The 18,844-nt window shown below is 72.8% G+C and carries 14 protein-coding genes and 2 pseudogenes; 4 read left to right on the top strand and 12 right to left on the bottom strand.

The genetic code is table 11. The features are described from left to right. From dnaG to dusB, 3 genes and pseudogenes are all read right to left on the bottom strand, one after another. Positions 1 to 1,389, bottom strand: a 1,389-nt coding sequence (gene dnaG / locus GSY69_RS08250) for a DNA primase (RefSeq protein ID WP_160953387.1), incomplete at its 3' end; no start/stop codon positions are given. Positions 1,390 to 1,402: 13 nt separating this feature from the next. After that, complete coding sequence (locus tag GSY69_RS08245; protein ID WP_160953386.1) at positions 1,403 to 2,833, bottom strand: deoxyguanosinetriphosphate triphosphohydrolase; 1,431 nt, start codon at positions 2,831 to 2,833, stop codon at positions 1,403 to 1,405. Next, positions 2,817 to 3,961 (bottom strand): annotated as a pseudogene (gene dusB, locus GSY69_RS08240) (tRNA dihydrouridine synthase DusB). Before dusB ends, GSY69_RS08245 begins: the two are co-directional and overlap by 17 nt. 226 nt (positions 3,962 to 4,187) lie before the next feature. Here dusB and GSY69_RS08235 point away from each other — a divergent pair. From GSY69_RS08235 to GSY69_RS08225, 3 genes are all read left to right on the top strand, one after another. Further along, on the top strand, positions 4,188 to 5,681 hold the full coding sequence (locus tag GSY69_RS08235; protein ID WP_235936401.1) for an MFS transporter: 1,494 nt from the start codon (positions 4,188 to 4,190) through the stop codon (positions 5,679 to 5,681). Continuing rightward, positions 5,681 to 6,613 carry a hydroxyethylthiazole kinase gene (locus tag GSY69_RS08230; protein WP_160953385.1) on the top strand — a complete coding sequence of 311 codons (933 nt, stop codon included), beginning with the start codon at positions 5,681 to 5,683 and terminating at the stop codon, positions 6,611 to 6,613. Before GSY69_RS08235 ends, GSY69_RS08230 begins: the two co-directional genes overlap by 1 nt. Before the next feature lie 172 nt (positions 6,614 to 6,785). Next, complete coding sequence (locus tag GSY69_RS08225; protein WP_160953384.1) at positions 6,786 to 8,192, top strand: L-lactate permease; 1,407 nt, start codon at positions 6,786 to 6,788, stop codon at positions 8,190 to 8,192. A gap of 37 nt (positions 8,193 to 8,229) precedes the next feature. On the opposite strand, the pseudogene GSY69_RS14650 reads toward GSY69_RS08225, so the two are convergent. From GSY69_RS14650 to GSY69_RS08205, 5 genes and pseudogenes are all read right to left on the bottom strand, one after another. Then, a pseudogene (locus GSY69_RS14650) lies at positions 8,230 to 8,550 on the bottom strand (ABC transporter permease subunit); the annotation flags it as partial. 15 nt (positions 8,551 to 8,565) lie between these two features. After that, positions 8,566 to 9,060: an ABC transporter permease subunit gene (locus tag GSY69_RS14645; protein ID WP_235936399.1), complete on the bottom strand. Its 495-nt coding sequence runs from the start codon at positions 9,058 to 9,060 to the stop codon at positions 8,566 to 8,568. Further along, positions 9,057 to 9,698, bottom strand: coding sequence for an amino acid ABC transporter permease (locus GSY69_RS08215; RefSeq protein WP_202410945.1), 642 nt, complete (start codon positions 9,696 to 9,698; stop codon positions 9,057 to 9,059). Before GSY69_RS08215 ends, GSY69_RS14645 begins: the two co-directional genes overlap by 4 nt. Before the next feature lie 85 nt (positions 9,699 to 9,783). Beyond that, a complete protein-coding gene (locus GSY69_RS08210; RefSeq protein WP_160953382.1) occupies positions 9,784 to 10,680 on the bottom strand; it encodes a glutamate ABC transporter substrate-binding protein in 897 nt (298 codons plus the stop codon). An 81-nt stretch (positions 10,681 to 10,761) separates the two neighbouring features. Further along, the gene (locus GSY69_RS08205; protein ID WP_160953381.1) at positions 10,762 to 11,514 is read right to left on the bottom strand and encodes an amino acid ABC transporter ATP-binding protein; all 753 of its coding nucleotides are present in this window, start codon (positions 11,512 to 11,514) and stop codon (positions 10,762 to 10,764) included. A gap of 226 nt (positions 11,515 to 11,740) precedes the next feature. On the opposite strand from GSY69_RS08205, the gene GSY69_RS08200 reads away from it, so the two are divergent. Continuing rightward, positions 11,741 to 13,408, top strand: coding sequence for a thiamine pyrophosphate-dependent enzyme (locus GSY69_RS08200; protein ID WP_160953380.1), 1,668 nt, complete (start codon positions 11,741 to 11,743; stop codon positions 13,406 to 13,408). 72 nt (positions 13,409 to 13,480) lie between these two features. Here the strand turns inward: GSY69_RS08200 and GSY69_RS08195 are convergent, their stop codons facing one another. The 4 genes from GSY69_RS08195 to GSY69_RS08180 all read right to left on the bottom strand — a co-directional run bounded on the left by GSY69_RS08195 (position 13,481) and on the right by GSY69_RS08180 (position 18,523). Beyond that, the gene (locus GSY69_RS08195) at positions 13,481 to 13,744 is read right to left on the bottom strand and encodes a hypothetical protein (RefSeq protein ID WP_160953379.1); all 264 of its coding nucleotides are present in this window, start codon (positions 13,742 to 13,744) and stop codon (positions 13,481 to 13,483) included. Further along, on the bottom strand, positions 13,741 to 14,901 hold the full coding sequence (locus GSY69_RS08190) for a hypothetical protein (RefSeq protein ID WP_160953378.1): 1,161 nt from the start codon (positions 14,899 to 14,901) through the stop codon (positions 13,741 to 13,743). Before GSY69_RS08190 ends, GSY69_RS08195 begins: the two co-directional genes overlap by 4 nt. Positions 14,902 to 15,001: 100 nt before the next feature. After that, positions 15,002 to 16,597, bottom strand: a complete 1,596-nt coding sequence (locus GSY69_RS08185) for an ATP-binding cassette domain-containing protein (protein WP_160953377.1) — start codon at positions 16,595 to 16,597, stop codon at positions 15,002 to 15,004. A 549-nt stretch (positions 16,598 to 17,146) separates the two neighbouring features. Then, positions 17,147 to 18,523, bottom strand: a complete 1,377-nt coding sequence (locus GSY69_RS08180) for a glycine--tRNA ligase (RefSeq protein ID WP_328698812.1) — start codon at positions 18,521 to 18,523, stop codon at positions 17,147 to 17,149. Between the last annotated feature and the right edge of the window lie 321 nt (positions 18,524 to 18,844).

Here is an 18,844-nt window from a genome sequence, read left to right as displayed (position 1 = left end):
GGCGTGCCCGGGCTGGGCGGGGCGCTGGCCGTCCGGGCGGCCGGCGCGCCCGGTCTGCTCACCGCGGCGCAGCGCCTGGCGCACCGCGCGGGCGACCTCCTGGTTCTCGACCCCGATGATGCCGGCGGCGAAGCGCTCATAGCCCGGGCGCAGCGCCGAGTCGCGGATGCCCGCGATGACGGGGGCCGCGGCGCGCACCGCGCCCACCTGCCCCTCGACGGTGGAGAGGTCGAACTGCTCGATCGTGGAGGTGAGCGCGAATTCGAAGAGGGGGCGGCGCTGGTCGATGAGCGCGCGGACCGCCGCATCGCCCTTGGCGATCCGCAGCTCATTGGGGTCCATCCCGCCCGCCTCGACGGCGACGAAGGTCTGGGCGACGAAGCGCTGGTCCTCCTTGAAGGCCTTGAGGGCCGCCGCGCGGCCGGCCTCGTCGCCGTCGAAGGTGAAGACGACCTCGCCGCCGGAGGCGGAGTCGTCGCCGAGCAGCCGCCGGACGATCTTGATGTGCTCGGCGCCGAACGCGGTGCCGCACGTGGCCACCGCCTGCTCGACCCCGGCGAGCTGCGCGGCCATGACGTCCGTGTAGCCCTCGACGATGACGACCCGCTTGGTCTTCGCGATCGAGCGCTTGGCCAGGTCGAGGCCGTAGAGGACCTGGTTCTTCTTGTACAGCGCCGTCTCCGGCGTATTCAGGTACTTGGGGCCCTGATCGTCATCGGCCAGGCGGCGGGCCCCGAACCCGATCGTGCGGCCCGTGATGTCCCGAATGGGCCACATGAGGCGCCCGCGGAAGCGGTCGTAGACGCCGTTGCGGCCCTGGACGACGAGCCCGGCTGCGAGGATGTCGTCGGTGGAGAACCCGCGCCCGCGCAGGTGGCGGGTGAGCGCGTCCCACGACTGGGGCGAGAAGCCCACGCCGAAGCGGGCGGCATCGGCATCGGAGAAGCCCTTGGCGGCCAGGTGGTCCCGGGCGATCTGGGCGGCGGGGCCCGCGAGCTGCTCGCGGTAGAAGTCGGCGGCCACCTGGTGCATGTCGACGAGCCGCTGGCGGGTGCCCGCGGCCTCGCGGTCGGGTCCGCGGCCGTCCTCGTAGGTCAGCTGCACCCCTGCCCGCTCGGCCAGGCGCTCGACGGCCTCGACGAAGGTGAGCCCGTCGAGCTTCTGGAGGAAGGAGAAGACGTCGCCGCTCTCGCCGCAGCCGAAGCAGTGGTACATGCCCACCTGGGGGCGGACGTGGAACGACGGGGTGCGCTCGTCGTGGAACGGGCACAGGCCCTTCTTCGAGTCGACGCCCGCGCTCTTGAGCGTGACGTAGTCCCCCACGACGTCGTCGATGCGGGTCCGGCTGCGGACCTCGTCGATGTCCTCGCGCCTGATCAGCCCCGGCACGGTAGGCCCCCGTTCACAGCAGCGCCGCCGTCTGCGCCTGCATGCGGTGGTAGGCGGCCCAGGCGGAGTGGTCGGTGAGCGAGGCGACGTGGTCGACGACGATGCGCAGGCGCTGCGCGTCGTCGGCCGCCTCCGCGTGGTCGCGGCGCGACATCGCATCCATCGCCTGGGGCTCCTGGGCGAAGTGCTCGCACAGCTGGGTGAGCACGCGGGCCTGGATGCGCTGCTGGCGCAGCCGGTCCTCGGCGACCATGACGGTGACGGTCGCCAGGCCCTTGAGCACGGCGATCTCATCGCGCGTGTCGCCCGGGACGATGATGTCCGCGTCGTAGCGGCCCAGCGGCTGGGGCCCGAAGCGATCGCGCGTGGCGGCCTCCGCTGCCCCGGTGAAGCGCCCGATGAGCTGGCTCGTCATGTGCTTGAGCCCAGCCTGCGCGCGGCGCGAGCCGTCGAAGCGCGCCTGCGGCCAGAACGGCGCGGAGCGCAGCCGGTCGAGCGCCGCGGCGATCCGCGCATCGTCGGCGCCCGGCAGGTACCACGAGCGCGTGATGTCGATGAGGCCCGCCAGCGCGTGGGCGTGGCCGTAGGCGAAGAGGTCGAGGTGGCCGGAGGTGACCGCGTCCTCGACGTCGTGGACGGAATACGAGATGTCATCGGAGAGGTCCATGAGCTGGGCCTCGAGGCAGCGCTGCCCCACCGCGCGGCCCGCGCGCACGAACCCGTAGACCGGCTCGTCGTCGGCGTAGACGCCGAACTTGCGCAGGGGGGCGCCGGCCTTCTGGGGCGCGGGCGCCTGGGCGCGCGACCACGGGTACTTGATGCAGGCGTCCAGGGTGGCGCGGGTGAGGTTGAGGCCGGCGGGCGCGCCGTCGACGGCGAAGACCTTGGGCTCGAGCCGGGTGAGGACCCGCAGGGTCTGCGCATTGCCCTCGAAGCCGCCGATGTCCGCCGCGACCTCGTCGAGCACCGTCTCCCCGTTGTGCCCGAACGGCGGGTGGCCCAGGTCGTGGCTGAGGCAGGCGGTGTCGACGACATCGGCATCGCAGCCGATGAGGCGGGCGAGCTCGCGGCCCACCTGCGCCACCTCGAGGGAGTGGGTGAGCCGGGTGCGCACGAAGTCGTCGCTCGAGCCCGGGGAGACGACCTGCGTCTTGGCACCCAGCCGGCGCAGGCCCGAGGAGTGGAGCACGCGGGCGCGGTCGCGCTGGAAGGCGCTGCGCCGCGGGTTCTTGGCGGCCTCGGCGACCCAGCGCTCGCGGTCGGCCGCGCTGTAGTGGGCGCGGGGTGCCTCCGGCTGCCGGGGCTCGGGCTCGCCGGGATCCGCCTGCCCGGCGGGACCGGGGACGCGGGCCGCACCGGCCGCACCGGCCGCACCGGCGGCACCGATCGCACTGGGCGCGGCGGCGGCACCGGCAGCGCGCGGTTCCTCAGCCCCCGGAGACATCGAGCTCCGCCTCGGCGATGTCGGCGTGCGCCACACGGCTGAACGTGCGCGAGTCGAGCCACCCGTCGGGCAGGTGCGGGCGCTTGGCGCGGGTCGTGCGCCCCCGTGAGCCCTCCGCGTCCGCGCCCGGGTAGGGCGAGGTGCGGTCGAGCTCGCCCAGCAGGCCGGAGAGCTCCTCGAAGCCGGAGACCTTCGCCAGCCGCGCGCGCAGGTCCCCGCCCACGGGGTAGCCCTTGAAGTACCAGGCGATGTGCTTGCGCAGGTCGCGCACGCCCAGGAACTCGTCGCCGTAGTACTCGGCGAGGTACTGCGCGTGCAGGTAGACGGCGTCGGCGACCTCGCCCAGGGCGGGCCGGATGCGCTCGGGCGAACCGGCGAGCGCGTACTGCAGGTCCCCGAAGAGCCACGGGCGGCCCTGGCAGCCGCGGCCGATGACGACCCCGTCGCAGCCGGTGCGCGCCATCATGTCCTGCGCGTCCTCCGCGGCGAAGATGTCGCCGTTGCCCAGCACTGGCACACCGCCGCCCTCCTGGCCGGCCACGTACTCCTTGAGCCGGGCGATCGCGTCCCAGTCCGCCCGCCGGAGTAGAGGTCGGCCGTGGTGCGCCCGTGCAGCGTCATGGCCGCCACCCCGGCGCGCAGCGCGATCCGCCCGGCGTCCAGGTAGGTCAGGTGGTCCGCGTCGATGCCCTTGCGCAGCTTGACGGTCACGGGGATGTCCGCGCGGGAGGCCTCGCGCACCACGGTCGTGACGATGGCCTCGAACAGGTCCGTCTTCCATGGCAGCGCGGAGCCGCCGCCCTTGCGCGTGACCTTGGGCACGGGGCAGCCGAAGTTCAGGTCGATGTGGTCCGCGCGGTCCTCCTCGACGAGCATCCGCACCGCCTGGCCCATCGTCTCCGGGTCCACGCCGTAGAGCTGGACGGAGCGCGGGGTCTCATAGGGCTCGTGGTGGATGATGCGCATGGACTTCTCGCTGCGCTCGACGAGCGCGCGGCTCGTCACCATCTCCGTGACGTAGAGCCCGCCGCCGTAGTCGCGGCACAGGCGCCGGAACGCGGTGTTCGTGATGCCGGCCATGGGCGCGAGCACCACGGGCGAGGACAGTTCGATGCCGCCGATCCGCAGGGCTGCGGGGGTTGCGGGCGCGGCGGCACCGGGGGCAGGGTCGTCGTGGGCCGCCGAGGGGCGGGCCGGGTGGGTCTGGATCGTCACCCGGACATTGTCCCAGGCCCGTCAAACCGCGTGTAGGCTCGTCCCCATCCCCCGGGAGCCCGAGGCGCGGGCTGAGAGGAAGGCGCTCCTTCGACCGGCGAACCTGTCCGGTTCACACCGACGAAGGAAGAGGCCCCGCTTGACCGTCCCCCCGCCCGCCACCCGCCCAGCAGCGGGGCCGGGGCCCGCGGAGTCGCCCACGGACACGGCCGCCCTGCGCCGAGCGGCGCTGCGCGGCGGGATCGTGGGCAACTTCGTCGATCAGCTCCACATCTTCCTACCGCTCACGGCGCTGGCACCCGCCCTGCCGGCCCTCGTCGGCGACGATGCCGTGGCGGGCACGGCGGCCCTGGCGATCACAGCGACCCTGCTGGGCCGGCCGCTGGGCGCGGTGGTCTTCGGCCGCCTGGCCGATCGCGCGGGCCGCACCCGGGTCACGCAGGCGGCGATCGCCGGCACCGCGGCCTGCACCGCGGCGATCGCCCTGCTGCCCGACCACCGGGCCATCGGGGGTGCGGCCATGGCACTCGTGCTGCTCCTGCGCTTCGCCGGGGGGATGTTCCTCGCCGGCGAGTACACCTCCGCCGTGCCGCTGGCCATGGAGTGGGCCAAGCCGCGGCGCCGCGGTCTGCTCTCCGGGCTCATCATGGCGATGGCCCCGTGGGCCCAGGCGACGGTGGCCGCCTCGACGCTCATCCTGCTGGCGCTTCTGGGGCCGAGCGCCTACGCCGCCTACGGCTGGCGCTGCGCGTTCGGCGCGGGCGCGCTGGCGTCCCTGGCGGTCCTCCTCTACTACCGGCGCCGCGTCGCCGACGCCCGCCCCGCCCCCGCGGTGGCGCGGGAGCGTTCAGCAACGCGCGGCAATCCCGAGGCACAGGGTGGTCCCGAGGCGCGGTGCGGTACGGAGCCCGCGGCGGGCTCCGTGCGGGCCCTGGTCGCCGGGGCCCAGGCGCGTGCGTTCTGGCAGGTCTTCGCGCTCATGAGCGGCCTGTGGCTCCTGACGAACATGGTCGTCCTCCAGCTCGCGGCGGCGCTGAGCGCGCACACAGTGGGCGCGGCGCTGCCCGCCCAGGCGCAGCCCCTCGTCATGGCCGTGGCCGCCGTGGCCCAGGCCCTCGTCATGTCCGCGACCGGCCAGCTGTCCACCCTGCTCGGCCGCCGCCGGTTCTTCGTCGCGGCGGGCCTGCTCGCGGCGGCTGACGGCCCGGCCGTCTATGCGCTGCTGGCCGGCAGTCGCGGCCTGCTCGCCGTGTGCCTGCTCGCGGCTGCGCTGCAGGCGGTGACCGTGACGGCCTACGGTCCCGTGGGCGCCTACCTCGCCGAGCGGTTCCCCGCCCACCAGCGCTCGGTGGGCTACGGCGCGGCCTACAGCGTCTCCATCGTCATCCCGGCGCTCTACCCGCTCTGGCTGCCGCCGCTGGGCGTGATGCTCGGCTCGCCCACCGCCGCGGTGGGCCTCGTCCTGGCACTCGGCGGCCTGCTCGTGGCCGGGGCGGGCGCATTGGGCCCCGCGCTGCGCCCCGCCGAGCTGGACGCGGCGATGGCCCGCCCCACCGTTGGAGCCGGTGGCGAGGCGGGCGTGCAGCCGGACCCGGCCCACGCCTCGGCGGCGGGGCGCAGGGGCGGGTCCTGATGGCCGGTGCCGTGACCCCGTTCGTCACTCCGGCCGCGTGCGGGCGGGTCCTGTCCGCGGTCCGCGCGGACGCGCCCCTCGTGCACTGCGCCTCCTCGGCCGTGTCGATGCCCACGGTGGCCGATGCCCTGCTGGCGGCCGGTGCGCGGCCGGTCATGACGGTGACCCAGGTGGAGGCGCCGCTCGTCGTCACGGGCGCCGCTGCGCTGCTCGTCAACCTCGGCACGCTGAGCGAGGAGGCCGCGCGCGCCATCGTGCCCACCGTGGCCGCCGCTCGGTCCGCCGGGCTCCCCTGGGTGCTCGACCCGGCCGCGGTGGGCGCGCGCACGCCAGTGCGCACGCGCCTGGCCCGCACGCTGGTGGCGGAGCACTCCCCCACCGTGATCCGGTGCAACGCGGCGGAGGCCGCCGTGCTCGCGGGCACCGGCACCGGGGGCAGCGGCCCCGATGCGCGCGCCGGCGAAGCAGCGGCCCGGTACGACTTCGAAGCGCTGGACCGCGCCGTGCCCGGCATCGTCTGCGTGACCGGCGAGGTCGACCGCATCGCGGGCCCCGCCGCGCCCGACCTGGCGCGTACCGGTGAAGCCCGCACCGGCGAGGCGCACACCCGGACCAGGGTGGAGCTGCGCCGCGGGGACCCGCTGCTCACCCGCGTGACCGGCACGGGCTGCGCGCTCGGGGCCCTGAGCGCGGCGTGCGCCGCAGCCGCCGAGCACCCGCTCACCGGCGCGGTCGCGGCCGCCGCGTGGATGTCGCTGGCCGGTGAGTGGGCCGCCGCGCGGACCCGGCTGCCGGGCTCGTTCCGCACCGCGCTGCTCGACGGACTGGCCTCCGTCGAGCCCGCGGATGTCGAAGCCGCGCTCAGCGGCGCGGGCGCCTCGATCGCCAGCACCCACCCGGACAGCGGCGCAGCGCCGGACGCCCCCGCATAGGCCAGCGGTCCGCGAGCGCTGCCTGCGCTCGCGGTGGAGCGCACCCGAGCAGGAGCATCCTGCGCACCCGCGTCCGCACCGCATCCGAGTGCGGGCACAGTCACCGGCGCGGGGCCGGCTCCGCCGCTGAGACGCGGCCCCGGTGCCGCGGCGCACCGCCTAGGCTCGTCCCATGCATCCGCTGCTCGCCGCCGTCCCCGTGCTCGTCGCGGTCGTGCTCCTGGCGCTGCGGCGGGGCGCCGTCGTCTCCTCCGCGGCCGCACTCGCCGCCGCCGTCCTCATCGCGGCGCTGGCCCAAGCGTTCCCCGCAGCGGCCCTTCAGAGCGCGGGGGCCTATGCGGTGCTCGTGGCGGAGGTCCTGCTCATCCTGCTGTTCGGCATGGTGCTCGCCCGCATGCTCGAGGCGGCCGGGGCCATTGCCCTCATCGCCCAGGCGCTGCGGCGGGCCGTGCCCTCTCCGCTGGCCGGCACCGCGCTCGTCGTGTTCGGCGTCGTGCCGTTCGCGGAGTCCGTCACGGGCTTCGGCATCGGGGTCACCGTGGGGGTGCCCATCCTGCGGGCGCTCGGGCACCGTCCCACGCGCGCCGCGCTGCTGGGCATCCTGGGGCTCATCGCGGTGCCGTGGGGTGCGCTCGGTCCCGGCACGGCGGTCGCGGCGAGCCTCGCGGGCCTCGATGTCGATGCGGTGGGCGTGGGCTCTGCGCTGTTCAACGCGATCCCGATCGCCGTCGTCGCGGCCGTCGTCATCGCCACCTGCCGCGGCGAGGGGCTGGCCCACATCGCCGGGCCCAGCGCGCTGGGCGCGGTGACCCTCTTCGCGGGCATCCTGGGGGCCAATGCGCTCATCGGCACCCCGCTGGCGGGCGTGCTGGGCTCCCTGCTCACCATCCTCGTGCTGCTCGGCTGGTTCCGGCTGCGCGGCGGCACGATCGAGGGCGCACCGGGGCTTCCGGGCGCGCTCGCGCCCTACGGTGCGCTCGTCGCGGGCCTCCTGGCCGCCCAGCTGCTCGCGGCCCTGGTCGATGCGCCGCTCACCCGCGCGCTCGCCTGGCCGCCCATCTGGCTCGCGGTGGCGTGCGCGGTGGCCCTGCGCACCCTGCCGGGGCCCGAGGCGCGGGCCGCCATCCGGCCGGGCGCCGCCCGCTGGGTGCCGGTGGGCGCCTCGACCGCGGGCTTCATGCTCATGGGGTGGGTGATGTCCGCGACGGGGATGAGCGGCGACATCGGCGCGGCCGTCGCGGTGCTCGGCATCGCCCCGGCCCCGCTGCTCGCCGCGGCGGGTGCCGTGCTCACGGGATCGAACACGGGGGCCAACGCCATGCTCGCCCCCACGATCACCTCACTGGCGGCCGCCTCGGGCACACCCGCCGTCTGGGCGATCGCGGCGTCGAACACCGCGGCCTCGTTCGCCACCCTCGCCACGCCCTCGCGCGTGCTCATGGCCGTCCAGCTCGCCTCGGACCCGGAGGCCGGCGAGGCGGCGGACGGCGCGAAGATCAGCCGCGCGGCTCTCCTGGCCGCCGGGATCGCCGCTGTGGCGATCGCCGGTGTCCTCGTGGTGCTCACGGCGCTCGGCTGAGCGCCGCTGGGGCCCCTGTCCGCCCCAGTGAATCGGCTCAGTCGAGGACCTTGGCGGGGCCCTCCACGGCGGCGGTCTTGCGCCCCAGGCGGCGTTCCACCCAGCGTGCGAGGCCCGCCACGCACATGTTGATCGCGATGAAGAGCACCGCGCCGACGATGAAGGTGGGGAGCAGGTTGTTGTACTGCCGGCCGATGAGGTTCACCTGGTAGAGGAGATCCTGGTACGTCACGAGGTAGCCGAGCGCGGAGTCCTTGAGGAGGACGACGAGCTGGGCGATGAGCGTGGGCATCATCGCGCGCAGCGCCTGCGGCATGAGCACCAGCCGCATGACCTGGGCGCCGCGCAGGCCGATCGACTCCGCCGCCTCGCGCTAGCCGCGCGGGACCGCGAGGATGCCCGCGCGGATGATCTCCGCGATCACCATGCCGTTGTAGAGGACCAGTCCGATGACGACGGACCAGAAGCTGCCGATCTGATTGCCGAAGAGGAGGAAGGTCGCGAAGATGAGGAGCAGCACGGGCACGCCGCGGAAGAACTCGAGCACGACCGTGGCGGAGGCCGATACCCAGCGCGACGGCGCCAGGCGCAGCAGCGCGAACACGGTCCCCAGCACCAGGGCGAGGACGGTGGCGACGACGGCCACGCGCAGGGTGGCCAGCATGCCGCTGAGCAGCGTCTGCTGGATGACCGCGAAGGTGAAGGGGCTCCACTTCTTGGCCGTCAGCTGTCCGGCCTCGCCGAACTTCCAGACGATGAGCGCCGCGATGGCGGCGAGCACGATGGCGGAGACGACGGACAGGATGACGTTGTTCCGGCGCCCCTTGGGGCCGGGGGCGTCGAAGAGGACCTGGGTGGGCTGGCTCATCGCACGATCACCCACTTCTTCTCGAGGTAGTCGAAGATCCTGCCGAGCACGAGCGACAGGACAAGATAGGCGGCTGCGGTGGCGAGGATGACGATGAGGGTGATGTCACCGCGCTGCTCGATGGCCCCGCGCATGGCCGAGATGAGCTCGCGGTTGTTGAAGGCCGAGGCGATCGAGGTGTTCTTCAGCATCGCGATGATGACGCTGCCCAGGGGCGGGATCACGGTGCGGAATGCCTGCGGCAGGATCACGAATCGCAGTGTCTGGCCGAAGTTGAGCCCGATGGCCCGCGCGGCCTCGGCCTGCCCCACCGGGATGGTCGAGATGCCCGAGCGCAGCGTCTCGGCGACGAAGCAGCTCGTGTAGGCGATGAGCGCCACACACGCGAGGACGAACGAGTTGAGCGCCGAGTCACGGCTGGCGCGGATGTCGAGGAAGGGCAGGCCGAACACGCAGAAGAACATGACGAGCGTCAGCGGGGTGTTGCGGACGATGTTGACGTAGGCCGCCGCGGCGCCGCGCAGCACCGGGGTGGGCGAGACTCGCATCGCCGCGAGGACCGTGCCGAGCACGAGGCTGCCGATGAGAGTCACGCCGAAGAGCTTGACTGTGCCCCATGTCCCCTGCAGGAACACCATGAGCAGTTCTGAAGTTGTCACGTTCGTCTTTCCGGGTGTGCGGGTGCCCGGCCGCAGGGACCGGGCACCCGTCGGGGCGGATTGCTCAGCTGTCGATCGCGGGCGGCTCGACGCCCTCCGCATCGCCGAGCGTGTACTCGAACGCCTTCTTCCAGGTGCCGTCGTCCTCATGGGCCTTGAGGGACTTGTTGACCGCGTCCTTCATCGCGGAGTCGCCCTTGGGCAGGCCGATGCCGTACGGCTCCTCCGAGAAGGGCTTGCCGACGACCTTGAATTCGCCGTCGTACTGCTTGGCGTAGCCGCGCAGGATCGCATCGTCGGTCGTGACCGCGTCCACGCTGCCGGACTGGAGGTCGGTGACGCACTTGGAGTACGTGTCGTAGGTGACGAGCTCGGCGTCCTTGTACTCGTCCTTGATCCGCTTGGCCGGCGTGGAGCCGTCGACGGAGCAGACCTTCTTGCCGCTGAGCTGGTCCGGCCCGCCGATATCCGAATCGGACTTCACGAGCAGATCCTGGCCGGCCATGTAGTAGGGCCCGGCGAAGTCGATGACCTTCTTGCGCTCATCGTTGATCGTGTAGGTGGCGACGATCATGTCGACGTTGCCCTGCTGGAGGAACGGCTCCCGGTTGGCCGAGACGGTCTCGACCCATTCGATCTGGTCGGGCTTGAAGCCCATCGAGGCCGCGGTCATCTTGGCGATCTCGATGTCGAACCCCTGGGGCGCATCGGCCCCCGCCTCCTTGTTGCCCAGGCCCGGCTGGTCGAACTTCACGCCCACCTTGAGCTTGCCGGCGTCGTGGGCCTTCTTCCAGGTCTTCGAGTCGTCGAGGGCGAAACCGTCATCGACCTTGTACTCGGGCGCCTCCGCCTGCGTCTCGCCGCCGCCGTCCGAGTCGCCGGGGCTGCCGCTCTGACCGCATCCCGACAGTGCCAGGAGCCCGATGGCGGTCCCTGTGATGATCGTCTTGAGGCTTCTCATGTCTACTCCTTGGGTTGAGCCGGTGGTGCATGGTCCGGGGTGTCGGATCTGGTCCGCGGCCCGTGGGCTGCGGGTGGGCGATCAGTGGGCGAGGATCTTCGAGAGGAAGTCCCGCGCACGTTCCGACCGCGGGTGGGTGAAGAACTCCTCGGGGCCCGCGACCTCGACGATCTCGCCGTCGGCCATGAACACGACGCGGTTGGCGGCCTTGCGCGCGAAGCCCATCTCGTGGGTCACGACGATCATCGTCATCCCCTCCGCGCCCAGCTCGACCATGACGTCGAGGACCTCGTTGATCATCTCGGGATCGAGGGCGGACGTGGGCTCGTCGAAGAGCATGACCTTGGGCCGCATCGCCAGGGAGCGGGCGATCGCCACGCGCTGCTGCTGGCCGCCGGAGAGCTGGGCGGGGTACTTGCCGGCCTGGTGGCCGACGCCCACCCGCTCGAGCAGCTCCATCGCCTTGGCCTCCGCCTCCTGCTTCTTGAGGCCGCGGACCTGAATGGGGCCCAGGGTGACGTTCTCCAGGATCGTCATGTGCGCGAACAGGTTGAATGACTGGAAGACCATGCCGACGTCCGAGCGCAGCTGCGCCAGCGGGCGGCCCTCCTGCGGCAGCGGCTTGCCGTCGATCGCGATGGTCCCGGCGTCGATGGTCTCCAGCCGGTTGATCGTCCGGCACAGCGTGGACTTCCCCGACCCCGAGGGGCCGATGACGACCACGACCTCACCGCGCTCGATCTGGAGGTCGATCCCCTTGAGCGCCTGGAAATCGCCGAAGTGCTTGTCGACGCCGCGGATGTCGACGAGCGGTGCGCGTGTGTCCGCGCTCACATCTTCACTGATGGCAATCACGGTAGGCGGTTGGGTCGCACGCGATCCACTCCGGTGCGCCTGTGCGCGCCTGCCGGGGCGAATCGGAATGCGTTCGTTACACAGCGGCCCGGATCGCGGCCCCGGTGTCCTCGTGGCGCTCACCACATTGGCCGTGGCTGCCCGGTAAGCTGTCCGGACAGCGCCCGCTGTGCCGACCCCAGCCGCCGAAGACCGAGGTACCTCCATGGAGCAGCAGCCCGCATCGTCTGACCAGAGCACGCAGGAGACGACGTCCGCCGGACACATGATCGTCCGGTCGCTCGAGGCCCACGGCGTCGAGCGCGTGTTCGTCGTTCCCGGTGAGAGCTTCCTCGATGTGCTCGACGGCCTGCATGACACCTCCATCCAGACGGTCGTGTGCCGCCACGAGGGCGGCGCCGCGTACATGGCCGAGGCGATGGGCAAGCTCAAGCAGGTGCCCGGCGTTGCGATGGTCACCCGCGGACCGGGCGCCGCGAACGCCCACGTGGGCCTGCACACCGCCTGGCAGGATTCGACCGCGATGGTGCTCTTCGTCGGGCTCATCCCGTTCGAGCACCGGGAGAAGGAGGCGTTCCAGGAGTTCGATCCGAAGGCCTGGTTCGAGTCCGGCGCGAAGCGCGTCATGGTCCTCGATCACCCGGACCGCGCCTCGGAGATCGTCGCGGAGGCGATGTTCGCCGCCCAGTCCGGCCGCCCCGGCCCCGTGGTCGTCGGCCTGCCGGAGGACATCCTGCGCGAGGCGCACGACACGATCGTCCACCCGCCCATCCCCATCGCCACCGGCGGCATGACCGTCACGGACTGGAAGGCGCTCAAGGCGGCGCTGCTGCGCGCCGAGCGCCCGCTGTTCGTCTTCGGCGGCAACGACTGGGACGACGCGACGGCCCAGAAGTTCACGGCCTGGCTCGAAGCCCATTCCCTGCCGGCCGCCGCGGAGTGGCGCTGCGAGGGCACCGTGCCGTTCGGCTCCCCCAGCTACGTGGGCCCACTGGGCTACGGCCGGCCCACGTTCACCCACGAGGTGCTGGGCGAATCCGACCTCCTCGTCTTCGTGGGCACCGTGCCCGGCGACGTCGTCACGGACGGCTTCACGGTCCGGCAGAACTGGGACAAGGAGAACTTCATCGTCACGATCGACCCGTCGCTGCGCGGCCGCTCGGGCCCGGTGACCCAGCAGATCGTCGCGAAGCCCGAGTCCTTCGTCCGCGACCTGGCCCGCATGGACCTGCCGGTCGCCGACTCGTGGAAGGCCTGGACGTCCGATCTGCGAGCCAAGCAGGAGGAATTCGCCCAGCTGCCCAGCGCCGAGCCCGGCGAGGGCCAGGCGCAGATGGCCACCCTCATGGCCAATCTCGTCGAGCGCCTCGACGAGGACGCGATGGTGACGTTCGGCGCCGGCGAGCACACGAACTGGGCCCACCGGTACTTCCCCACGAACGGCTACGCGAGCCTCATTTCCGCCCGCAACGGCTCGATGGGCTACTCGGTGCCCTCCGCTGTCGCTGCCGCTCTGCTCTACCCCGGCCGCCAGGTCGTCTCGATCGCCGGCGACGGCGAATTCCTCATGAATGGCCAGGAGCTCGCCACCGCCGCGCAGTACGGCGCTGCGCCGCTCGTCGTGGTCATGGACAACCAGGAGTACGGCACGATCCGCACCCACCAGGAGGCCCAGTACCCGGAGCGAATCTCCGGCACGCAGCTGAAGAACCCGGACTTCGCGAAGCTCGCGGAGGCCTACGGCGGCTTCGGCGTGCGGGTCGAGCACGACGCGGACGTCCCGGCGGCCGTGCAGGACGCGCTCGCCGCCGTGGCCGACGGCCGGTTCGCGCTCATCCACCTCATCGTCGATCAGCGCGTCAAGGCGTACTGAGCCTCCGAGGCCGACGCGGCGCTCCGCCTGAGGCGGGCGGCAGCGCGGCGCAGCCCGCTGCCTCGGCGCAGGTCAGAGCTCACCGTAGTCGAGCACGAGGTCGTCGAATGCGACGGGATGGACTTCCATCGTCACCTCGATCCTGTAGGCCAGGGAGGCCAGCCAGTGGCGCCGGCAGAGCAGCGCGGTCGACGACTCGCCCCCGGGCACGGGCAGGGTGAGGAAGTGCGTGGGCGCGGCGGTGCAGACCGCCTCGGTCCACGCGCAGCCGGGCCCACCGCCACCGTCGAGCGCGATATCGGTGTCACTGCCGTCGAGCGACGTCGCTGCGCTCATCCGCGTGTCTCCGCGATCTGCTGCATGACGCGGGCCTCAAGCCGGTCGAGGTCCGCCTCGGGGACGACGGCGTCCGGGTCGACGATCGGCCCCCAGCGGCGCAGGAAGCCGTCGTGGAGCGCGAACAGCGGCAGGACACCGTCGATGGACCCCACCTCAAGGGAGATCTCCGCCGCGTCGCGGTCGCTGGCGGCCACGAGCATCACATCGGCGGCGGGGAAGACCTGCGCTCCCGGCACTCCCGCGATCTCCACGACCAGCCACGCGTCCGCATCGATGGGCGCGACACCGTCGCGCACGTAGGGAGCGAGCTCGCCGGAGTCGAAGCACCGGTCGTTGTCGAATGCCTCCACCGTGCCGCCGTCTGCGAAGATCCGCACGGCCTGCCAGATGCGAGCATCGGCCGGAAACCACTGCGCAGGATCGGCGGTCGTGTCGAGGTAGCTGGCATACCAGACGGTGGTGGGCTCCGACTCGTCGCGCTGGCGGGAGACGCCCAAGGACATGAGGGACGGGCCGTCCCCGGCGCGCGCCTCGGCGGTGAATGCGCGCCCGTAGGACTGGGCATACGCGTCGGCATCGAGCCGCCGGACGCGCGGCAGCAGCCCGCTGGGCGCATAGACCCCGGTGAGCCAGACCTCGAGCTCGCCCGTATCGGCAAAGCGGCGGGCCGCGGACGTCTGCGTGTCCGCGTAGACGATGTTGCGCTCGACGCGCTCCAGCTGCGCCTCGATGCCGTCGCCCGCCCAGGGCTCGTCGTGCTGCCCCAGCGCGACGAAGGACCGCTGCAGCCAGTCCCACCAGGCCTCGACCGGCGCGCTCGGCCCGCGGCTGAGGTGGGTGTGGGCCTGAATGCACTCCTGCACCCGGCCGTCGATCTCGCAGCCCACCTCGTCTTCCGGCGCATCCGCGGAGACCGTGAACCGGGCGGTGCGCCCGTCCGGCAGCCTCACGGCGGCGAACCAGGAGAAGTCCGCAGCGGCCGTCAGCGCGCTCTCGAAGTCGACGTCGTCCGGAGTCACGCGCGTGCCGTACGGCGGCAGACCGGGTCCGGCTCGCTCCGCCGCCAGGAGCACGCGCAGCTCCCGCCGGTGGATCCCGAAGCGCACCGCGCGTTCGGCACCCGCTTGCTGTTCGGCCTCTGTCATCTTCGTCATGGCACCCCCGAACCATTCTATTCTCGGATTGCCCACGCGCGGAAAGGAGCGACACGGCAGCGGCCGAGGTACGGGGCGGGCCGCGCTCACCCCATCGTGCTCATGCCAGGTCGTCCATCTCCAGCGTGCGCGTGATGCCCAGCCTCTCAGCGAAGCCCTCATCGTGGGTGACGACTGCGAGGGCGCCCCGGTAATCCTCCAGGGCGCCGACGAGCACGTCCGCCGATTCCCGGTCCAGGCTGTTCGTCGGCTCATCGAGGAGCAGCAGCTGCGGGGCCGGTGCCGCCAGCAGCACCCGGGCCAGCGCCACCCGCAGCCGCTGGCCGCCGGAGAGCGCGCCGCAGGGCGCCTCGGCGGCGGTGCCGCGCAGTTCCAGCGCTGCGAGAGCCGCGCGGATGTCGTGCGGCTGGGCGGCCGGGACCGCGGCGCGCACCGCCGCGAGCGCGGATGCGCCGGCCGGCAGCACCGGATCCTGGTCGAGCAGCCCCACGGGCACGTGGGACCGAACCCGCCACGGCGCCCCCGCGGGGACCCGCGCCGCGAGCTCCCGTGCGTCGCCGCTGCGCAGGCCTGCGAGCAGCGTCGACTTGCCCGAACCGTTTGCCCCGGTCAGACGGGTGTGCTCGGGGCCGACGAACTCCCACTCACCGGCCGCTGAGGCCACGGCGGCGACCCGACGGCTCGCGGGCACCGCTGTGGCCGGCAGCGCCAGGCGGATCGCGGTATCGGCCCGGACTCGCCCGCGGGCCTCTTCCACGCGGTCGTGGGCGGCGGCTTCGCGGGCGGCCGCGGTTCCTTCCGCCCGGCCGGCGCTGACCTGTGCGGCGCGCTTCCAGTTGCCCAGGGCCATGCCGGGAGCGCGCTTGTCCGCCGCCGCGCGCCTGCCGTGGCCGGCGCTGCGCGCCAGCCGCGTCTGCGTCTCGACGAGCTGGCGCCGCTCGCGGGCAAGGTCGCCCTGCGCCTGGCGCACTGCCGCCTCAGCGGCGGACTGCTCGGCTTCCAGCGCGGTCTCATAGGCCTCCAGCGCGCCGCCGAACACGCGCACCTCCCCCGCCCGCAGCTCGACGATCGCGTCCACGCGGTCCAGGAGATCCGCGTCGTGAGAGACGAGGAGGACCCCGCCGCGCCACTGCTCGAGCGCGGTGAACAGTGCGCGGCGGCCGGCGGTGTCGAGGTTGTTGGTCGGCTCGTCGAGGATCGTCCAGTCCGCGCCGTGCAGCCGCGCCCCGGCGAGCCCCACCCGCATCGCCTCGCCGCCGGAGAGCTCGCGGACCGGCCGATCGAGGCCTCCGGCGTCTGGGAGTGCGAGCCCCACCGCGGCCAATGCCGCGAGGGCGCGCTCCTCGATGTCCCAGTCCGCGCCGATGCGCTCGAGATCGCGCTCGTCGGTGCCGCCGGCCAGCACCCGGTGCAGCGCCGCGCGCTGGGCCGCGACGCCGAGCTCGGCGGCGATCGTGCCGGTGGACGAGGTCAGGTCCTGGCGCAGCGTCCACGTGCTCGCGGGGCCCTCGACCGTGCCCGAGGTGGGCGCCAGGTCGCCGACGATGAGCCGGGCGAGCGTGGTCTTGCCCGCCCCGTTGGCCCCGATGAGGCCGATGCGGCCCACGGGGATGCGAGCGGTCTGAGCGGCGAGGAGCGGAGGCGAATCCGGCCAGGAGAAGCTGAGGGAGTTGAGTGAGATCGACGATGGGGCCATGGGGTCCTCGAGACTGTTCGGCTCCGCCCACCGGGCACAGGGGCGACGGGTGCGTCGCGGCCGCTGCGGGCGGAGGGGATGGCGAGCGCACACCGTGCGGTGTCGCTCCGAACGGAAGTCGAGGTCTCAGTTCACCGGGCTGCCTGTCGTCGGGGGTGCGGACGGACCCAGGGTAGCGCATCGCGGATGTCCGGGCGGGCCTTCCTCGGTCTGCCCGAGCGCTGCCTACCGGCGCTGGGCCAGGCGGCCTTTACCGAGCCAGGCGGCCTGTGCCGACCAGGATCGCTTGTGCCGTGCCAGGTCGCCAGCGCGGGGCCGGCGCCGCTGTCGCGCTGCGCAGCCTGCCGGAGCCCGCCGGCCACCCTCTCAGCCCAGCGGACGGCGCTGCACCGGTCGGCACAGCCGGCCGGTGGCCGAGCCCGGACGCGAACGAGGGGCGCGGACCCTGCGGTCCGCGCCCCTCGTTCGTACCCCAGCGGCGCTAAGCGCTCAGCGGCGCCTCACGGCCAGCGGCACCGCGCGCTCAGCGGTGCCGGGCGCTCAGCAGGCTCAGCAGCGCAGGCCCGCGGCCAGGTAGGACTCCACCTGATCCAGCGGCACGCGCTCCTGGCTCATGTCATCGCGCCTGCGGATTGTGACCGCGTGGTCGTCGAGCGAGTCGAAGTCGAACGTGATGCAGTACGGCGTGCCGATCTCGTCCTGGCGGCGGTACCGGCGGCCGATCGCACCGGCATCGTCGAAGTCGACGTTCCAGCGCTTGCGGAGGTTCGCTGCGAGTTCGCGGGCCTGCGGGGAGAGCCTCTCGTTGCGGCTGAGCGGCAGCACCGCGGCCTTGACCGGCGCGATGCGCGGATCGAGCTTGAGCAGGATCCGGGTGTCCGTGCCGCCCTTCGTGTTCGGCGCCTCGTCCTCCGTGTAGGCGTCGACGAGGAACGCCATCATGGAGCGGGTGAGGCCGAACGAGGGCTCGATGACGTAGGGCGTGTAGCGCTCGCCGCTGGCCTGGTCGAAGTACTGCAGCTTCGACCCCGAGGCATCCGTGTGGTTCGACAGGTCGAAGTCCGTGCGGTTGGCGATGCCCATGAGCTCGCCCCACTCGCTGCCCTGGAAGCCGAAGCGGTACTCGATGTCGATCGTCGCGGCCGAGTAGTGGGCGCGGTCGCCGTCCGGCACGTCGAACCGGCGCATGTTCTCCGGCTTGATGCCCAGGTCGGTGAACCAGTCCCAGCACGCCTCGACCCACTGGTCGAAGTACGTGGGCGCCTCGTCCGGCGCGGTGAAGTACTCGATCTCCATCTGCTCGAACTCGCGGGTGCGGAAGATGAAGTTGCCGGGGGTGATCTCGTTGCGGAACGCCTTGCCCACCTGGCCGATGCCGAACGGCGGCTTGCGCCGGCCGGCGGTGACGACGTTGTTGAAGTTCACGAAGATGCCCTGCGCGGTCTCGGGGCGCAGGTAGTGCAGCCCCTCCTCGTTGTCCACGGCGCCCAGGTAGGTCTTCATGAGGCCGGAGAACTGCTGCGGCTCCGTCCACTCGCCCTTCGTCCCGCAGTTGGGGCAGGCGATGTCGGCCATGCCGTTCTCCGGCGCGCGGCCCTTCTTCTCCTCGAACGCCTCGATGAGGTGGTCCTGGCGCGCGCGGTGGTGGCACGAGCGGCACTCGACGAGCGGATCGGTGAACGTCTCGACGTGGCCGGAGGCCTCCCAGATCCGGCGCGGGAGGATGATCGAGGAGTCGAGGCCCACCATGTCCTCGCGGCCGCGCACGAAGTTCTGCCACCACAGGGACTTGATGTTCTCCTTGAGCTCCACGCCCAGCGGTCCGTAGTCCCAGGCGGAGCGCGAGCCGCCGTAGATCTCACCGGCCTGGAAGACGAAGCCGCGGCGCTTGGCCAGGGTGATGACGGAATCGAGGGTTGATGCCACGGGTGTCGCTCCTATTCGAGTGCAGCGGCTGGCTGCCGCTGCGCGGTTGTGCGTCGGTGTGCTGCGGGGCGGCGCGGGGCGAGCCGCGTGCTGCCTCGCTCCCGCGGCCGCCCGCGAGGATTTCGCGCCCCAGCCTACCGAATCCCATGCGCGCACCCGCATCCGCGCCGCTGCCCCGCCCCGCCCGCATCCGAGGCGCGGGCCGGTTCGCGCGCCCGCCGCGCCGCCGGTGCGGAGTGGGGGGGGTGGGAAGGCTGGCCCAGGTCTGTCAGATCCGTCACGATCGGCGCCGGAGGCCCGTCGCAGCGCCCCGCAGGGCGG

The organism is Brevibacterium rongguiense (genome assembly GCF_009857845.1).
GTDB lineage: Bacteria > Actinomycetota > Actinomycetes > Actinomycetales > Brevibacteriaceae > Brevibacterium > Brevibacterium rongguiense.
The sequence above is the reverse complement of the archived record's forward strand: the minus strand, read 5'-3'. Positions and strand labels throughout refer to the sequence as shown.